Origin of the sequence: Aquibium microcysteis, from assembly GCF_014495845.1 — a bacterium.
In the GTDB taxonomy this organism is placed as follows: Bacteria; Pseudomonadota; Alphaproteobacteria; order Rhizobiales; family Rhizobiaceae; genus Aquibium; species Aquibium microcysteis.
Map to the genome: position 1 here is coordinate 5,282,530 of NZ_CP061080.1, position 16,697 is coordinate 5,299,226.

Genomic DNA, 16,697 nt, shown 5'->3' on the forward strand with positions numbered 1-16,697 from the left:
GCGATCGAGTGAGCAAGTCTGCGAACAAGGATCTGGACGTCTGGACGCTGGCCAATGCCAAGGCCCGCCTGTCGGAAGTCGTGGATCGCGCGCAGGACGTTCCACAGATGGTCACCCGGAACGGCAGACCCGCGGTGGTGATCGTCTCGGCCGAAGAATGGAAGCGGAAGACGGACCGGAAGGGCAACCTGGCCGAGTTCCTTCTTGCCTCGCCGCTCCGGGGGCTCGATCTCGACGTCGAGCGCGTGGACGAACCGCCTCGCGAACTCGACCTTTGAACTATCTGCTGGACACCAACGTCCTGTCGGAATCATCTCGGCCGCAGCCGTCGCCCGACGTCATGCGATGGCTTGCCGAGCTGGACGAGGACCGCGGCTTCGTAAGCGTCATCACGGTCGCCGAACTGCGTCGCGGAGCGTTGATTCTCGCGCCGGGACGTCGCCGCGACTCGCTCATGTCCTGGATCGACGGGGAACTGCGGGACCGGTTCGCGGGCCGGATCATTCCCGTCGACGCCGAGGTGGCCGATCGCTGGTCCGATATCATGGTTGCCCGCCGTTCCGAAGGCCGTGGGCTCGGCGTCATGGACGGGTTCCTGGCAGCGACGGCGCTCGTTCGCGGTTTGACGGTCGTGACGAGAAACATCCGTGATTTCGCCTTTCTGGGGGACCGTGTCGTCAACCCGTGGGGAACCCCGTGACAGAGCCGCGCCATCCCACCTTCCTCGTCCACCAGACCGCCATCCCCGCCCGTCCGCTGGAGCCGGCGCTCTATCTCGTGGCGACGCCGATCGGCAATCTGGGCGACGTCACGCTTCGGGCGCTGGAGACGCTGGCGGCCGTCGACGTCGTCGCCTGCGAGGACACCCGCGTCAGCCGCGTGCTGCTGGATCGCTACGGCATCCGCCAGAAGCTGACCGCCTATCACGAGCACAATGCGCAGGCGGCGGGGCCGCGGCTGCTGGCCGATCTCGCCGATGGAAAGGCGGTGGCGCTGATCTCCGACGCCGGCACGCCGCTGGTCTCCGATCCCGGCTACCGGCTGGTCGGCGAGGCGATCGCCGCAGGCCACCGCGTCGTGCCGATCCCCGGCGCCTCGGCGGTGCTCGCGGCGCTGACGGCGAGCGGCCTGCCGTCCGACGCCTTCTTCTTCGCGGGCTTCCTGCCGGTGAAGGACGGGCAGCGGCGCACGCGGCTCGAGGCGGTGAAGGCGGTGCCGGGCACGCTGATCTTCTACGAATCGCCGAACCGGGTGGCCGACAGCCTCGCCGCCATGCGCGACGTGCTGGGCGGCGAGCGCGAGGCCGCCGTCGGCCGCGAACTGACCAAGACCTTCGAGGAGATGCGGCGCGGCAGCCTCGTCGCGCTGGCAGACCATTACGAGGCGGCGCCGACGCCGAAGGGCGAGATCGTCGTCTGCGTCGCGCCGCCCGGCGAAGCGGGGGAGGACTCGCCGGAGGACGTCGACCGGCTGCTCCTGTCGCTCGCCGCCGAGATGCCGACGTCGAAGGCCGCGGGCGAAGCCGCCCGCATGACTGGCCAGCCCAAGCAGGCGCTCTACCGGCGGCTTCTGGAGCTGAAGGAGGAGGGCGGTGCCGGCTGAAGCGCGCGACCGGCGCTTCCGCGCCTATCGCAAGGGCCACCGCGGCGAGTGGCTGGCCGCGCTCGCCCTGATGCTCAAGGGCTACCGCATCGTCGCCCGGCGCCATCGCACGAAGCTCGGCGAGATCGATCTGATCGCCCGGCGCGGCGATCTTGTCGCCATCGTCGAGGTGAAGGCACGGCCGACGCTCGTCCAGGCCATGGATGCCGTCGGCCACGAGGCGCAGCGCCGCATCGAAGGCGCGGCCGACCTCTGGCTTTCGAAGCAGCGCGACCACGCCCGCCTGTCTCTGCGCTTCGACATCGTCGCGGTGCTGCCGCGGCGCTGGCCGGTGCATGTCGAGAACGCCTTCCAGGGACGAAGCTGAGCCTTGCGCACAGTTTCGCACAGGCTCATGCTGCTCCTGATGCGGCTAATCAATAACCTGCGGAGTATTCGAGATGTGCCATCATTGCGTGATCGACGGCGTGAAGAAGAGCATGCTGTCGCGGCGTGACCTGTTCCGGGGTGCGGCGGTCGCCGCCGGCGCTGCGGCGATCGGTGCCGCGGCTGCGCCGCAGCCGCTGTTCGCCCAGGCGGCGAAGCCGACCCGGGCCGAGGACCTCACCCACGAACTCTACGACATGTTCCCGACCTTCTTCGGCGAGCAGCAGCTCTTCTACGACCAGAAGTTCAACTATGCGCAGCACAAGTTCAATCTTTTCGAACTGCGCGTGAACGAGCACACCGGCACCCACATCGACGCGCCGCTGCATTTCTCGGCGGACGGCAAGTCGGTGGCCGAGATCCCGGTGGTCGATCTGGTCTGCCCGCTCGTCGTCATCGACATCCGGGAAAAGGCGGCGGCCGACGCTGACGCGCAGGTGACGCCGGACGACATCAAGGCCTGGACGGCGGCGAACGGCGACCTGCCGGCCGGTGCCTGCGTGGCCATGCTGTCGGGCTGGGGCCAGCATGTCGCGACGGAGAAGTTCCGCAACGTCGGCGCCGACGGCAAGACCATGCATTTCCCCGGCTTCCACATCGAGGCCGCGCAGATGCTGATGGAGTCCGCCTCCGGGGTGAAGGGCATCGCCGTCGACACGCTCTCGCTGGACTTCGGCATGTCGCCCGACTTCGCGGTGCACTACGCTTGGCTGCCGTCCGGACGCTGGGGCCTGGAGTGCATCGCCAACCTCGAATCCATGCCGGCTTCTGGCGGAACGATCGTCGTCGGCGCGCCCAAGGTGCGTGGCGGTACGGGCGGGCCGTCGCGCGTCTTCGGCATGGCCTGACGCCGACGATCCCTCTGGACAAGCGCCTCGCGGGGCGCTTGTCTTTCCCTGCCGCAGGGAGGCCGCGGCGGGGGGAACGAGGATGACGTTCGACTATGTGATCGCCGGCGGCGGATCGGCCGGTTCGACGCTCGCCGCGCGCCTGTCCGAAGACCCGTCCGTCAGCGTCTGCCTGATCGAGGCCGGGGGCGAGGGGCGCGACCTCCTGGTGCGCGTGCCCGTCGGCGTGGCGGCGATGCTGCCGGGACGGCCGGCGAAGATCAACAACTGGTGCTTCGAGACCGTGCCGCAGCCGGGGCTCGGCGGCCGCAGGGGCTACCAGCCCCGCGGCAAGGCGCTCGGCGGATCGAGCGCCATCAACGCCATGCTCTACGTGCGCGGCCATCCATCCGACTATGACGAGTGGGCCAATCTCGGCTGCGAGGGCTGGAGCTGGAACGACGTCCTTCCGTTCTTCCGGAAATCCGAGGGCAACAGCCGCGGCGCCGACGACCGCCATGGCGCCGACGGGCCGCTGAAGGTGCGTGATCAGGCGAGCCCGCGCGCGGTCAGCGAGGCCTTCGTTGAAGCCTGCGGGCGCCTGCAGATCCGCCGCAACGACGACTTCAATGGACCCGAACAGGAGGGTGCCGGGCTCTACCAGGTCACGCAGTTCTTCGACGGCCCGCATCGCGGCGAACGCTGTTCGGCGGCGGCCGCCTATCTCCATCCGGTCATGGACCGGCCGAACCTGACCGTGATCACCGGCGCGCACGTCACGAAGATCGCCCTCGACGGACGGCGGGCGACCGGCCTTCGCTACCGGCGGGGCAGGGAGGAGCACGTCGTGGAGGCTTCGCGCGAGGTGATCGTCTCGGCCGGCGCCTTCGGTTCGCCGCAGCTGCTTCTTCTTTCCGGCATCGGCCCGGCCGACGAGCTGAAGAGCCATGGCCTGCCGGTCGTGCACGAGCTGCCGGGCGTCGGCCGCAACCTGCAGGACCATCTCGACTTCGTGCTGACGTGGAAATCGCGCCGGACCGATCTCTTCGGCATCGGGCTGCGCGGCGGCCTGGCACTCGCCGGACAGGTCGGCGCCTGGCGCCGCGACGGCTCGGGTCCTCTCGCCTCGCCCATCGCCGAGGCGGGCGCCTTCGTGAAGTCGCGGCCCGATCTCGACCGGCCCGACCTGCAGCTGCATTTCTGCGCCGGTATCGTCGACGACCACACGCGCAAGATCCGTCTCGGCTTCGGCTTCTCCAGCCACGTTTGCGTGCTCAGGCCCTTCTCGCGCGGCACCGTCGGGCTCCTCGACGCAGACCCGCTGTCGGCCCCGCGTATCGATCCGGCCTTCCTGTCGGACGAGCGCGATGCCGAGCTGCTCCTGAACGGCGCCCGGCTGATGCGCGCGATCCTCGCCGCCGAGCCATTGGCGCCGTTCCGCCACAAGGAGCTCTACCTGGACGGGCCGGTCTCCGACGCCGAACTGATGCAGCACATCCGCGCCCGCGCCGACACGATCTACCACCCGGTCGGCACCTGCCGGATGGGCGTCGACGACGAGGCCGTCACCGATCCGCAGCTGCGCGTGCGCGGCATCGACGGCCTGCGCGTGGTCGACGCCTCGGTGATGCCGACGCTGATCGGCGGCAACACCAATGCGCCGACGATCATGATCGCGGAGAAGGCGGCGGAGCTGATCCGGACGGCGGCCTGACGCGGGCGAACGGGAAGTACGGGGACAGTTTCCCGAATTCGGTCGCCCTGCAATACGACTGGCCTTTACCTTCGACCTTCGCGCCGCCCCTCATCCGCCTGCCGGCACCTTCTCCCCGTAACACGGGGAGAAGGACGCCGTCACCGACGGCTTCGCCGGTCGCAAAGGTCGCCTACCTGGTGCCGATGTCGCGGCCGTGCCCCCTTCTCCCCGCTTGCGGGGAGAAGGTGCCGGCAGGCGGATGAGGGGCAGCGCCGTGGGTCAATCGAAAAGACCGCTGGTGTAACCCTCATCGCGGCGCCGAGAGGCCGAACTCGGTAACTGTCCCCGTATCTCCAGACGGCCCGCGCTCAGCCGCGCGGCGTCACCGTCATCGGCAGGCCGCCGCCCGGCTGCGTCGTGAGCTTCTGCACCGGCCAGGGTTTCGTCGTCGGCAGCGTGTCGAAGCGGAAGCGCGACATCAGCGTTCCGAGCGCGATGACCGCCTCCTGCATGGCGAAGCTCGCGCCGATGCAGATGCGCGGCCCGGCGCCGAAGGGCAGGTACTGGTAGCGGTCGATCCGGTCGCGGTTGCCGGGCAGGAACCGCGCCGGAAGGAAAGCTTCCGGATTGTCCCACAGCTTGCGATGGCGGTGCACCGTCCAGGGCATGATCTGGACCTGGGTACCCTTCTGAATGACGAGGTCGCCGTAGGCGTCGTCCTCGATCGCCTCGCGGCTGATCGAAGCCGCCGGCGGATAGAGCCGCATCGCCTCCTCGAAAGCGGCGCGGGTGACCGGCATGGCGTCGAGCCATTTCACGGGGTCGGGCTCTGCCGGCAGGACCGTATCGATCTCCTGCTCGACCTTCACGCGTTCCCAGGGCGCTTCGGCCAGGCAGTAGAGCGTCCAGCCGAGCGCCCGCGCCGTCGTCTCGTGGCCGGCACCGATGAAGGTGATGATGTTGTCGGCGATCTCGTCGCCGGAAAGTCCCTGCGGCCCCTCCGCCCTGAGGAGCAGCGTCAGGAAGTCGTTCGGCGCGCCGTCGGGATCGCGCGCCAGCTTCCCTCGCCGCAGCTGCGCCGTGTCGTCGACCAGCCTGCGGAAGAAGGCCATGGTCTTGCGTCCGCGGATGCGGGTGAAGCGCGGCAGCCAGTCCGGCGCGCCGAGGAGGTCGAGCGGATCGACCCGTCCCATGGTCTCGAAGAGATGATCGACCTGCCGTGCGAAGGTTCCGGGCTCGCCGGCGATCTCGCCCGAGAACAGCGTTTCGGCGAGGATGTCGTAGGTGAGCATCGTCATGTCGTGCGCCAGATCGATCGCTCCGGTGTGCCCGGCATATCGATCCGCGAACGCCTGCGCGCTCTTCAGCATCGGCTCCGCGAAGCCGTGAATGTGGCGCGGCGTGAAGACGGGCGCCATCGCCTTGCGGGAACGCTTCCAGGTCTCGCCCTCGGCCGTCAGCAGCCCGTCGCGCAGGATCGGCCGCAGGATCTTCTGCCGTACCCGGCCCATGCGGTAGTTGCGGACGTTGTCGACGAGCACGTGGCGGATGAGGCCCGGATCGTTGGCAACGAGCAGCGGCCCGCCGATGCCGCCCTTCAGCGAGACCCATGGCTCGTTGTAGGATGGCTCGCCCCACAGTTCGAGCGGATTGCGATAGACGATCCGCAGCATCTGCAGTGCCGAGGGCGGCCGTGTGCGCGGCTTCGGGGCGGGCGGGACGAAAGGGGCAGGTTGGGCGTCCATGGGCGGTGGTCCTGTTGACGCGATCATACAGCTCAAGACTCCCGTCGCACAGGCGGCTTGCGGGGCAGGGGCTGCGTGCGGCAACGCGGCATGCGCGGGCGCCGTTCCCCGCAGTCGGCCATCGGGCCGCAAGGGCACCCCGCTGGTGGAGCCGCGCGGCCCCATTGCAGCGGATTGCTGCCCCGGCGACCGCGCAAAGGTGGATAAATCGGCCCATTCCTTTGGAATGGCGGCTTGAAAACCTATATGAAGGAAGCCTGTGGCCGATGCGATTCGCCGCCCTCCCGCGTGGCGCCGCGAGACAGTTTGAAAGAACGGAACTCCATGACCGAAACGCCCGAACCGATCCCCGGCGAACAGGCCGAGTACGGCGCCGAGTCCATCAGGGTTCTCAAGGGGTTGGACGCCGTGCGCAAGCGGCCGGGCATGTATATCGGCGACACCGACGACGGCTCGGGCCTGCACCACATGGTCTACGAGGTGGTGGACAACGCCATCGACGAGGCGCTGGCCGGACATGCCACCAGGGTGACGGTCACGCTGAACGCCGACGGTTCCTGCACGGTGACCGACAACGGTCGCGGCATCCCGACCGACATCCACAAGGGCGAGGGCGTCTCGGCGGCCGAGGTCATCATGACCCAGCTGCATGCGGGCGGCAAGTTCGACCAGAACTCCTACAAGGTCTCCGGCGGCCTGCACGGCGTCGGCGTCTCCGTCGTCAACGCGCTCTCCGTCTGGCTGAAGCTGAAGATCCGCCGCAAGGGCCGCATCCACGAGATGTCCTTCACCCACGGCGTCGCCGACGGGCCGCTGGTGGAGACCGGCGACGCCGGCAGCGAGACCGGCACCGAGGTCACCTTCCTGCCATCGTCGGACACCTTCACCATGGTCAATTTCGACTATGGCACGCTGGAGCATCGTCTGCGCGAACTCGCCTTCCTCAATTCGGGCGTGCGCATCATCCTGACCGACCGGCGCCCCGCCGACGTCAAGCAGGTGGAACTGCTCTACGAGGGCGGGCTCGAGGAGTTCGTGAAGTATCTCGACCGCGCCAAGAAGCCCCTGATCGACAAGCCGATCGCCATCAGCGCCGAGCGCGACGGCATCACGGTCGAGGTGGCGATGTGGTGGAACGACAGCTACCACGAGAACGTGCTCGCCTTCACCAACAACATCCCGCAGCGCGACGGCGGCACCCATCTCGCCGGCTTCCGCGGCGCGCTGACGCGCCAGGTGACGGGCTATGCCGAAGCCTCCGGCGTGACCAAGAAGGAGAAGGTGACGCTGACCGGCGACGACTGCCGTGAGGGCCTGACGGCGGTTCTCTCGGTCAAGGTGCCGGACCCGAAATTCTCCTCCCAGACCAAGGACAAGCTGGTCTCCTCGGAGGTGCGTCCGGTCGTCGAGGGTCTCGTCAACGAGGCGCTCGGCACCTGGTTCGAGGAGCATCCTGCCGAATCGAAGGTCCTCGTCGCCAAGGTCGTGGAGGCCGCCGCCGCGCGCGAGGCGGCCCGCAAGGCGCGCGAGCTGACCCGCCGCAAGGGCGTGCTCGACATCACCTCGCTGCCCGGCAAGCTCGCCGACTGCCAGGAACGCGATCCCGCGAAGTCCGAGATCTTCATCGTCGAGGGCGACTCGGCCGGCGGCTCGGCCAAGGGCGGGCGCTCGCGCCAGAACCAGGCGATCCTGCCGCTGCGCGGCAAGATCCTGAACGTCGAGCGTGCCCGCTTCGATCGCATGCTCTCGTCCGACATGATCGGCACGCTGATCACGGCGCTCGGCACCTCGATCGGCAAGGACGAGTTCAACGCCGACAAGCTGCGCTACCACAAGATCATCATCATGACGGACGCCGACGTCGACGGCGCCCACATCCGCACCCTGCTGCTCACCTTCTTCTTCCGCCAGATGCCGGAACTGATCGAGCGCGGGCACCTCTACATCGCTCAGCCGCCGCTCTACAAGGTGACGCGCGGCAAGAGCTCCCAGTACCTGAAGGACGAGCAGGCCTTCGAGGAATACCTGATCAATTCTGGCCTGGACGAGGCCTCGCTGCAGCTCGCCTCCGGCGAGGTCCGCGCCGGGCAGGACCTGCGCGCCGTCATCGACGACGCGCTGGCCGTGCGCACGCTGATTTCCGGCCTGCACACGCGCTACGACCGGTCCGTGGTGGAGCAGGCGGCGATCGCCGGCGCGCTGACGGCCAACGCCTTCGACGACCTCGGCCGCGCCAATGCCATGGCGCAGAGCATCGCCGAGCGGCTCGACATCATCGCCGAGGAGACCGAACGCGGCTGGACCGGCCGCACCGCGATCTCCAACGAGGGTCCCGGCGGCTACGTGCTGGAGCGCACGGTGCGCGGCGTGAAGGAGAGCGTGACGCTGGACGCCGGCCTGATCGGCTCGGCCGACGCGCGCCAGCTCGACCGCTACGCCTCCCGGCTGGCCGAGATCTACGGCGAGCCGCCGCTGCTGCGCCGCAAGGACAAGTCAGAGCCGATCGCCGGTCCGATGCAGCTTCTCGAAGGCGTCTTCGCCACCGGCCGCCGCGGCCTGTCGATGCAGCGCTACAAGGGCCTCGGCGAAATGAACGCCGAGCAGCTCTGGGAGACGACGCTCGACCCGAACGTCCGCTCGCTGCTGCAGGTGAAGGTGGCCGACGCCACCGACGCCGACTCCCTGTTCTCGCGCCTGATGGGCGACGAAGTGGAACCGCGCCGCGAGTTCATCCAGGACAACGCGCTCTCCGTGGCGAACCTGGATATCTGAGGGGCGGCCGCTTCGTCGCCCGCATTCGCGGGAGGCGTGGCGGCCGGCGACGGGCAGCGGAGGAGGCCTACCCGGAGCGCCTCCTTCGGCGCCTTCCGTCGCCGGCTCAGACGCGGCCCTGCCGCTTCTTCCGCCAGGGCGCGTTGGCTTCCCAGTCGCCAGCCATGATGCAGCCGTAGGGCAGCACCTCGTCGACGATCTCGGCGAGGCCGAAATCCTCGATCTGGCGGCGGACGGTGGATGCGCTCTTGTAGGCGCTCGGCAGTTCCGAGATGTCCGTGACACCCGAGAAGAACCGCGCGTCGATACCCTTCGTCTCCTCGGCGACGATGTCCTCGACGGGACGATCGCCCTTGAGCCGCTTGTGCTGAGTGCGTGAGAAGTTGCGCCCCGCGCCATGCGGCGAGAAGCCCAGCCCGTGAGCCGCGTTCCTGCCGCGCGCAATCAGCACCGGTTCCGCCATGTTGAGCGGAATCAGCGTCAGGTCGGTTGCGTCGTCCGCCCAGTCGTCGAAGGCGGGCGTCGCTCCCTTGCCGTGATAAAACAGACCGTCCGAGCGCCGGAAGACGAAGTTGTGCTCGTTCCAGAACCGGTCGCCCACCTTGGCGGAGAGGCGTTCCGCCGTGAGGTCGTGGATGAGTTCGTGGTTCGCCTTCGTCCAGGCGCGGATGGTCTGCAGCGCGTCCCAATAGTCGTCGCCTTCCCGCGTGTCGGCGGGGATCCAGGCGTTCTGGGGCAGCGTCGCCGGCGACAGCCGTTTGCGGAAACTCTCGGCGATCTTCATGCCGCGGGAATAGAGCCGGGCGCCCGGCGCGCGCGACCCGTGATGGGTCACGAGCGCCGTCTCGCCGGTCGATTTCAGCGTGCCGACGAAGGCGAAGTGGTTGCCGTCGCCCTGCGTGCCGAAGTGCTCGATCGCCGCGCTCATATTGTCGCGCAGACAGGGATTGGCGTCGATGCGCGCGGCGACTTCTGCCGGCGGGCGGATCTGTTGCCCGCGCGGGCGCCCGCCCGGTCCGAAATGCGTCACCGCATGGACCGCGTCGAGCAACGCGGCCGGCGATACGCCCGGGAAGGTCGAGATCGCCATCGAGCAGCAGATGTCGGCCGAATGCATGTCGGGATGGATCGCCTCGGAAACCACCACGCCGCCGACCGGGATCGTGCCAGACGGGCCCGCCGGGCACGCGTCGGGCATGATCGCGCCGGCGCGCACCACCGGCGTGCGCATCAGCATCCGCATCGAGTTGCTCACCGCTTCGACATTCGAGGCCTCGTGCTCGTTCTCCGCCTTGATGTTGACGTGGAACGGAATCGTATCCTGCGCCAGCAGCGGCACCGCTGGCGGCGGCTCGAAAGCGCGCGCGGCCGCGACCGCGTCCGCATGCGACCCGCCGCGCGCGAGCACCGTGTTGCCGGCGGCGAGCGCGTCGCGAAACCACTTTCCCTGCGCCAGTCCGGCGTCGATGAGATCCTGTCCGCTCAGTACGTCGACCATGTCGTCCATCCCTATTCATCTCTTCGCGAACCCATTGGGGCTGCGTCTGCCAATTGTTCAGCCGGCTTGCGGCGCCGGGTTCGGCGGTCGGACGACAAGGGGCTGCAAGACCATCGACGAACCTTCCGGTCCATCGGGCGGATTCGAACCGCCAGTACCGATGTAGTCCTGCATTCATTCGTCCTTCCGGTCTGGCGACAAAACGCGCCAGGACGTTTCTGAGCTACTTCGCGTCCTTGCGGGTGCGAGGGGCGACTTGAACGCCCGACCTCCCGACATGTGCCGGGTGCTCTATCCTGTAGTCCCGACTGCATTCGCCCTCGATGCTTGGCGGCAAGGGTTGGCAGGACAGCTTTGACTGCGCCACATCGCCTTGCGGCGATGGAGTGATTTGAACACCCGACCTCTCGCCTTGGGGCGAGCGCGCTACCTGTAGTCCTGCCCGCATTCGCCAGGCATCGATGATCGCGGCGCCAGAAATGACGAAACCCCGGAAGCCCCGCTCGTGCCAGTGAGCGCCCGCAAGGGTGAGGAGTCGAACCCCACGGGTCATCCCTGTATTGTGCTGTAGTTCCGTCGGCATTCGCCGCGATCGTATTGGGGTGTGACGACAATTTCGTCGCGAAACGTTCTTCTGCTCTAACCGCTGAGCTACGGCCCCGATTGGCGGGACCGGCGGGACTTGAACCCGCGACACGAAGGTTGGATGTAGTTCCGCTGTCATTCGTCACGCTCTTCTCGCTACTCCTTCTTTCAGTCCTGTTGGCACCCGACGTCGTCATGACGACAAGGGTGATGAAACGTCGCCCGCCTTGCGGCGGACACCTGCTCTACCGCTGAGCTACGGGCCCGCAGTGGTGGACCCGGCGGGATTCGAACCCGCGACCTGGAGGGTGACAGCCTGTAGTTCCATCGGCATTCGTCATGCGCTTTCGGTGTGGCTCCCGGCGGGTGCACCGCCGGGAGCCGTCTTCAAAGCGCTGTCGCATCGATGGCGCGGACCCAGTGATCCGGGTCGTTGCCGCTCGAAACGAAGCTTGCCACCACGTCGAACACACGGTCCGAGAAGCCGCCGACGTTCAGCACGTCGCCGTCGCCCTTCGCCTGCGTCGTCGCATGGGGCTGGATGTCGACGCAGACCAGCTTCGCCTTCGGGTTCAACGCCTTCAGCTTCCGCCACTCCTGCATCGTTCCGGTCCCCTGATGCGGATGCGCCGTAGCGTCCAACCAGGACTGGTTGTCCGAAACGAACAGAACCAGGTCGACCTTTGCCCGCTCCTTCACCAGCCGCGCCAGCGGAGCCGAACAGTTCGTTCCGCCGCCACCGATCGCGGCCAGCTTCGCCGCATTGGTCATCACCGTGTCGCGGGCGTTGAGGTGGACTTCCACCACGTCGTTCTCGAACGGCAGGACCCGCGCCGTCGGGTTGCGCCGCAGAACCGACGCCGCCACGAGCGCAGCGACGTCGATACAGCGGACCGTCGACGTCGACCCCTTGCGGTGGCCGGTCACCGACGACCCCATCGACCCCGAAACGTCCGGGCAGACGACGACGTTTCTGCCGAAGGACGGCACGTTGGCGAGTGCCACCTCCATCGCATCCTGCAACGAGTCCCGGACCACCGGCGGCACGGCTGGATCGACGTTCATGTACGCCACCAACAGCTGGTAGGGGAAAACGCGCGAGCGCTTCACCTCGGCGGGGTCGGCCAGGCGACGGGCAAGCCGCTCGGCAAATCCCTCCACCTCGAACACGCCGTGGCGTGCGAAGGTGTTCAGGTTCTGCCGCAGCATCTGCCAGCCGGCCGTCTCGGCGATCTCTGCCCAATGCTCCTTCGTCAGGGGCAGTGCGGTGAGCATCTGGAACGGCACGTTCGGCACCGGCAGCGACGGGTCGCGCTTGAACGCCTCGAACGCCGTAACCTGCACCGGCAGGGCGTTCACATCGTGCGGTTTGCCGAGCAGATAGCCGTAAAGCGCCTCACGCGACGCCGAGACCGGCTTCGGGTGAACCATCTTCACGACATCCGCCAGCGAGGGGTCGTTGCCGACCGCCGCCCGCATGAGTTCGACGTCCGAGGCCTTCTCCAGCCATCCGAGTACCAGCCGCTTGGGACGCGTCCCCAGCGACTTGCGCCCCGTGGCGCCCGACCGCATGACCTGCACGAAGGTGCGCAGCATCTTGCCGTTCTTCACGACCCGGCTGAACGCTCGCTCGAACTGGTCGCCCTGCATCTGCGAGAGGATCGCCAGCAGGAATGCCGGCATATCCTTCATGTAGCCCTGCTCGAAAGCATGCACGGCGGTCTTGGCCAGGAATTCCGGTTCGACCTGCCAGGCAAGCTTCAGCACCTCGTCGAGCTGCTCCCGCGCATCCGCGTAGAAGGTGGCGTTGAACGTTCCCGTCGCGGCCAGCTGCGCGAGAGCCTGATGCGGCGCCAGCCGGTAGGCCGGAGCGCCCTCGTGGTTCGTCGCGTCGGTACGCGGGAGCAGCTTTCCCCTGATCGCCGCAAACACGGATTTGTTTGCCATCTCTGTCTTCCTTCTCGTTCCCGCGACAAGCCTTTCAAGAGGCATGCCAAGTCGAGTTCCAGGCAGAGGGAGGCGTCCCTCTCTTCCTTCAAGCCTCTGATATCATTGCATACAAATCTTCCGACCAACGATGTTGCGGGGAATGTTGACGTTGGGTGGAGACAGGTGAAATAATCCCACGGTATAGATTCATATCGAATGAGATAAGAATGAAGCGGTGTGTGGCCATCAGCATTCTCGGAACCACCCTGGATGTCGGAGGTCGCGACGATCGCTGGAAGCGCTGGCGTCCGACTGTCTCGCTTTGCCTGCAGCCGAACCTCTTCATCGACCGGCTCGAACTTATTCACGGAGCGGCCGCGACGGGACTGGCAAAGCAGATCATTCGCGACATCGAGGAGGTATCGCCAGGCACCGAGGTGCGTCAGAACGTCATGAACATGCGCGACCACTGGGATTTCAGTGAGGTCTATACCAGCCTGCGTGACTTCGCCCGGGCATATGAGTTCGACACGGAGCGCGAGGACTATCTCGTCAATATCACCACCGGCACGCATGTCGCTCAGATCTGCTGGTTCCTGCTGACCGAGGCCCGCTTCATTCCTGCCCGGCTGCTGCAGCTCTCGCCGCCGCCGCGGCGGAGATCGCCGGACGATCCGATCGACGTCACCGGCAGCCATTCCATTATCGATCTCGACCTGTCCCGATACGACGCCATCGCCACGCGCTTCGCCGCCGAGCGCGACGAGGCGACGTCGTTTCTGAAGTCCGGCATCGAAACGAAGAACCCGGCTTTCAACCGGATGATCGATCAGATCGAGAAAGTTGCGATCCGCTCGCGCGCGCCCGTCCTGCTGACCGGGCCGACTGGCGCCGGCAAGTCGCAACTCGCCAGGCGCATCTACGAACTCAAGAAGGCGCAGCGCCAGATCTCCGGCGATTTCATCGAGGTGAACTGCGCGACGCTGCGCGGCGATCAGGCGATGTCGACCCTGTTCGGCCATGTGAAGGGGGCCTTCACCGGCGCGCAGTCCGAGCGCGCTGGCCTGATGAGGTCGGCCGACAAGGGCGTTTTGTTTCTTGACGAGATCGGCGAACTGGGACTGGACGAGCAGGCGATGTGTCTGCGTGCCATCGAGGAACGGCGATTCCTGCCGGTGGGCGCCGACCGCGACACGACGTCGGACTTCCAGCTGCTGGCCGGCACGAATCGCGACCTCTCCGCCAGCGTCAGGGAAGGCCGGTTCCGCGAGGACCTGTTCGCCCGGCTGAATCTCTGGACCTTCACCCTCCCGGCCCTGAGGGATCGGAAGGAGGACATCGAGCCGAACCTCGAATTCGAACTGCGCCGCTTCAGCGAGAAGGAGGGACGCAACGTCACGTTCAACAGGGAAGCGCGGGAGACCTACATCCGGTTCTCCATGGCACCGGAGGCAGCGTGGCGCGCCAATTTCCGTGACCTCTCGGCCTCCGTGACCCGAATGGCGACTCTGGCGCCGCAAGGCCGAATCAACGAGGAAACGGTCCGCGAGGAGATCGCGAGGTTGCGGCGGCTCTGGGCGGGCTCGCTTGCCGCCGACGAGCCGGAAGCCATGCTCGCCGGTCTCTTCGGCGCTGAAAGGCTGAAGGAGATCGATCCGTTCGACCGGGCACAACTCGCCACCGTCGTGGCGGTTTGCAGGCGATCCAACTCGCTCAGTTCGGCAGGGCGCGAGCTGTTTGCCGTATCCCGGCTTCAAAAATCCAGCAGCAACGATGCCGATCGACTGCGGAAGTACCTGGCCCGCTTCGATCTCTCCTTCGATAGCTTGGTCCGACCCTAGGCGGAAGCGGACCTCCCCATCGCCTACTCCGCCTCGCTCCGCGCCTGCCCCTCTTCCTCGGCCTTGCGCTGCATCTGGATGGCGTCGGAGAAGGCGGCGGCGAGGATGCCGGTGGGCATGGCGATGAGGCCGATGCCGGTGATGGCGGTGATGCCGGCGAGGATGCGGCCGAGCGGGGTGACCGGGAAGACGTCGCCATAGCCGACGGTCGTCAGCGTGGCGATCGACCACCACATGGCGCGCGGGATGCTGCCGAACCGGTCAGGCTGGACGGTGCCCTCGATCAGGTAGAGCAGCGTCGAGGAGACCAGAAGCAGGATGCCGGCGATCGTCAGGCTCATCAGCAGTTCGTAGCGGCGCGAGTTCACCGCCGTCGTGATGGCATCGATCGCCCGCGAGAAGCGCCCGAGGCGCGCCAGCCGCAGGATGCGCAGCAGCCGGAACAGCCGCACGACGAAGGCCTCGCTGCCGATGAAGACGAAGAGGCCGGGCAGGATGGCCAGGAGGTCGATCAGCGCCGGCACGGAGACCATGTAGCGCAGCCGCCCGAAGCGGCCGGCATAGCGGGGTTTCTCGGGCGCGATCCAGATCCGGACCAGATACTCGGCGAGGAAGACCAGCGTGAAGACCGCCTCGATGGCGGTCAGGAAGGCGAAGCGGCGCTCGACGATGGTCGGTTCCGTCTCGATCACGGCGAAGAAAACGGCGACCACGATCAGCGCGGCCAGCGCCTTGTTCAGCGGCGACAGGCCCCGGTGCGGCCAGGCCGTCGGCTCCAGGTTCCGGTAGGCGCGAGCGCGCAGACTGCTCATGGAAGGCCCCCGCGGCAACGCCCCCGTCGCCGCACCGTGCATTCCTAGCCTGCGCGGCGCGCCGCGGCAATCGATGCAGCCGCGGCTGAAATCGGCTCGGTCAGTTCCGGAACGTCGACCCCTCCTCGTCGAGGATCGCCTTGAGCTCCGCGAGATGCCGGCCGCCCATCGAGACGGGATAGTCGTCGATCTGCCGCGCCACCGTCCGCGCCACCTCGTCGGAGAGGCGGCGCAGCGGCTGTCCGGTCCACAACGCCTTGATGTAGGTCTCGCAGGCCCGCTCGAAGTAATAGAGCCGGTCGAACGTGTCGGCGACGCTCTGGCCGATGACCAGCACGCCGTGATTGCCCATCACCATGACCTTGACCTTCGGGTCTGCGAACAGCGACGCGCAGCGCTCGCCCTCCTCCTCGAAAGCGAGGCCGCCATAGCCGTCGTCGATCACCACCCGCTCGAAGAACATCGCCGAGTTCTGGTCGATCGGCGGCAGGGTGGAATCGGCGAGCGAGGCGAGCACGGTGGCATGGATGGAATGGACGTGCATGGCGCAGCGCGCATGCGGCACGCGGCGGTGCAGCGCTCCGTGCAGGCCCCAGGCCGTGGGGTCGGGCGCGTCGGGCCGCTCCATCGTCGTCGGGTCGTCGGCGTCGATCAGCAGGAGGTCGCTCGCCCGGATGCGCGAGAAATGCATCATGTTGGGGTTGATGAGGAACCGCGTGCCCGCCTCGTCGACGGCGAGCGAGAAGTGGTTGGCCACGGCCTCGTGCATGTTGAGCCGCGCCGTCCAGCGGAAGGCGGCGGCGAGGTCGACCCGCTCTTCGTAGTGGGGGAGGTTGGGGCGGCGGTCTGCGAGCGCTGTGACGGTCATGGGATCCTCCTGCGGCGGATCATCCTGACCCGACGCGCCCCGATGTGCAAGGCGCGAGGAATCGTGCCTGCGAAGCGGCTCCAGGACGGCCGGCCG

Annotated in this window: 13 protein-coding genes and 1 tRNA gene; 8 read left to right on the plus strand and 6 right to left on the minus strand. The window is 67.4% G+C overall.

Translation table 11 applies throughout. The annotated features are described in order from the left end of the window. Positions 1–8: 8 nt before the first annotated feature. From IAI54_RS24915 to IAI54_RS24940, 6 genes are all read left to right on the plus strand, one after another. Positions 9–278, plus strand: a complete 270-nt coding sequence (locus IAI54_RS24915; protein WP_187969744.1) for a type II toxin-antitoxin system Phd/YefM family antitoxin — start codon at positions 9–11, stop codon at positions 276–278. Further along, positions 275–700 carry a type II toxin-antitoxin system VapC family toxin gene (locus IAI54_RS24920; RefSeq protein WP_187969745.1) on the plus strand — a complete coding sequence of 142 codons (426 nt, stop codon included), beginning with the start codon at positions 275–277 and terminating at the stop codon, positions 698–700. Before IAI54_RS24915 ends, IAI54_RS24920 begins: the two co-directional genes overlap by 4 nt. Further along, positions 697–1,602 (plus strand): 16S rRNA (cytidine(1402)-2'-O)-methyltransferase, encoded by a 906-nt coding sequence (rsmI, locus tag IAI54_RS24925; protein WP_187969746.1) that lies wholly within the window; start codon positions 697–699, stop codon positions 1,600–1,602. The genes IAI54_RS24920 and rsmI overlap by 4 nt, the downstream gene beginning before the upstream one ends. Beyond that, positions 1,592–1,969 carry a YraN family protein gene (locus tag IAI54_RS24930; protein WP_187969747.1) on the plus strand — a complete coding sequence of 126 codons (378 nt, stop codon included), beginning with the start codon at positions 1,592–1,594 and terminating at the stop codon, positions 1,967–1,969. The genes rsmI and IAI54_RS24930 overlap by 11 nt, the downstream gene beginning before the upstream one ends. 73 nt (positions 1,970–2,042) lie before the next feature. Then, positions 2,043–2,876, plus strand: a complete 834-nt coding sequence (locus IAI54_RS24935; RefSeq protein ID WP_187969748.1) for a cyclase family protein — start codon at positions 2,043–2,045, stop codon at positions 2,874–2,876. An 82-nt stretch (positions 2,877–2,958) separates the two neighbouring features. Beyond that, positions 2,959–4,569, plus strand: coding sequence for a GMC family oxidoreductase (locus IAI54_RS24940; RefSeq protein WP_187969749.1), 1,611 nt, complete (start codon positions 2,959–2,961; stop codon positions 4,567–4,569). Between the two features lie 350 nt (positions 4,570–4,919). On the opposite strand, the gene IAI54_RS24945 is transcribed toward IAI54_RS24940, so the two are convergent. Then, positions 4,920–6,296, minus strand: coding sequence for a cytochrome P450 (locus tag IAI54_RS24945; protein ID WP_187969750.1), 1,377 nt, complete (start codon positions 6,294–6,296; stop codon positions 4,920–4,922). A 324-nt stretch (positions 6,297–6,620) separates the two neighbouring features. Between IAI54_RS24945 and gyrB the strand changes: the two genes are divergently transcribed. Then, positions 6,621–9,068 carry a DNA topoisomerase (ATP-hydrolyzing) subunit B gene (gyrB, locus tag IAI54_RS24950; protein WP_187969751.1) on the plus strand — a complete coding sequence of 816 codons (2,448 nt, stop codon included), beginning with the start codon at positions 6,621–6,623 and terminating at the stop codon, positions 9,066–9,068. A gap of 106 nt (positions 9,069–9,174) precedes the next feature. Here the strand turns inward: gyrB and IAI54_RS24955 are convergent, their stop codons facing one another. The 3 genes from IAI54_RS24955 to IAI54_RS24965 form a co-directional block, all read right to left on the minus strand. Next, positions 9,175–10,566, minus strand: a complete 1,392-nt coding sequence (locus IAI54_RS24955) for an RtcB family protein (RefSeq protein ID WP_187969752.1) — start codon at positions 10,564–10,566, stop codon at positions 9,175–9,177. 376 nt (positions 10,567–10,942) lie between these two features. After that, a tRNA-Trp gene (locus tag IAI54_RS24960) sits at positions 10,943–11,019 on the minus strand. Between the two features lie 519 nt (positions 11,020–11,538). Then, the gene (locus IAI54_RS24965; RefSeq protein WP_187969753.1) at positions 11,539–13,098 is read right to left on the minus strand and encodes a vWA domain-containing protein; all 1,560 of its coding nucleotides are present in this window, start codon (positions 13,096–13,098) and stop codon (positions 11,539–11,541) included. A gap of 209 nt (positions 13,099–13,307) precedes the next feature. Between IAI54_RS24965 and rtcR the strand changes: the two genes are divergently transcribed. Then, a complete protein-coding gene (gene rtcR, locus IAI54_RS24970) occupies positions 13,308–14,921 on the plus strand; it encodes an RNA repair transcriptional activator RtcR (RefSeq protein WP_187973339.1) in 1,614 nt (537 codons plus the stop codon). A gap of 23 nt (positions 14,922–14,944) precedes the next feature. Here rtcR and IAI54_RS24975 read toward each other — a convergent pair whose 3' ends face one another. Together IAI54_RS24975 and IAI54_RS24980 are read right to left on the minus strand one after the other, a co-directional pair. Beyond that, the gene (locus IAI54_RS24975; protein WP_187969754.1) at positions 14,945–15,733 is read right to left on the minus strand and encodes a potassium channel family protein; all 789 of its coding nucleotides are present in this window, start codon (positions 15,731–15,733) and stop codon (positions 14,945–14,947) included. 100 nt (positions 15,734–15,833) lie between these two features. Next, positions 15,834–16,601, minus strand: coding sequence for a class II aldolase and adducin N-terminal domain-containing protein (locus IAI54_RS24980; RefSeq protein ID WP_187969755.1), 768 nt, complete (start codon positions 16,599–16,601; stop codon positions 15,834–15,836). Between the last annotated feature and the right edge of the window lie 96 nt (positions 16,602–16,697).

Excerpts from the sequence above, each read along its gene's own strand:
- IAI54_RS24935 (WP_187969748.1), top strand. The coding sequence starts at position 2,043 with ATGTGCCATCATTGCGTGATCGACGGCGTGAAGAAGAGCATGCTGTCG.
- IAI54_RS24940 (WP_187969749.1), top strand. The coding sequence starts at position 2,959 with ATGACGTTCGACTATGTGATCGCCGGCGGCGGATCGGCCGGTTCGACG.
- IAI54_RS24945 (WP_187969750.1), bottom strand. The coding sequence starts at position 6,296 with ATGGACGCCCAACCTGCCCCTTTCGTCCCGCCCGCCCCGAAGCCGCGC.
- gyrB (WP_187969751.1), top strand. The coding sequence starts at position 6,621 with ATGACCGAAACGCCCGAACCGATCCCCGGCGAACAGGCCGAGTACGGC.
- IAI54_RS24955 (WP_187969752.1), bottom strand. The coding sequence starts at position 10,566 with ATGGTCGACGTACTGAGCGGACAGGATCTCATCGACGCCGGACTGGCG.
- IAI54_RS24965 (WP_187969753.1), bottom strand. The coding sequence starts at position 13,098 with ATGGCAAACAAATCCGTGTTTGCGGCGATCAGGGGAAAGCTGCTCCCG.
- rtcR (WP_187973339.1), top strand. The coding sequence starts at position 13,308 with ATGAAGCGGTGTGTGGCCATCAGCATTCTCGGAACCACCCTGGATGTC.
- IAI54_RS24975 (WP_187969754.1), bottom strand. The coding sequence starts at position 15,733 with ATGAGCAGTCTGCGCGCTCGCGCCTACCGGAACCTGGAGCCGACGGCC.
- IAI54_RS24980 (WP_187969755.1), bottom strand. The coding sequence starts at position 16,601 with ATGACCGTCACAGCGCTCGCAGACCGCCGCCCCAACCTCCCCCACTAC.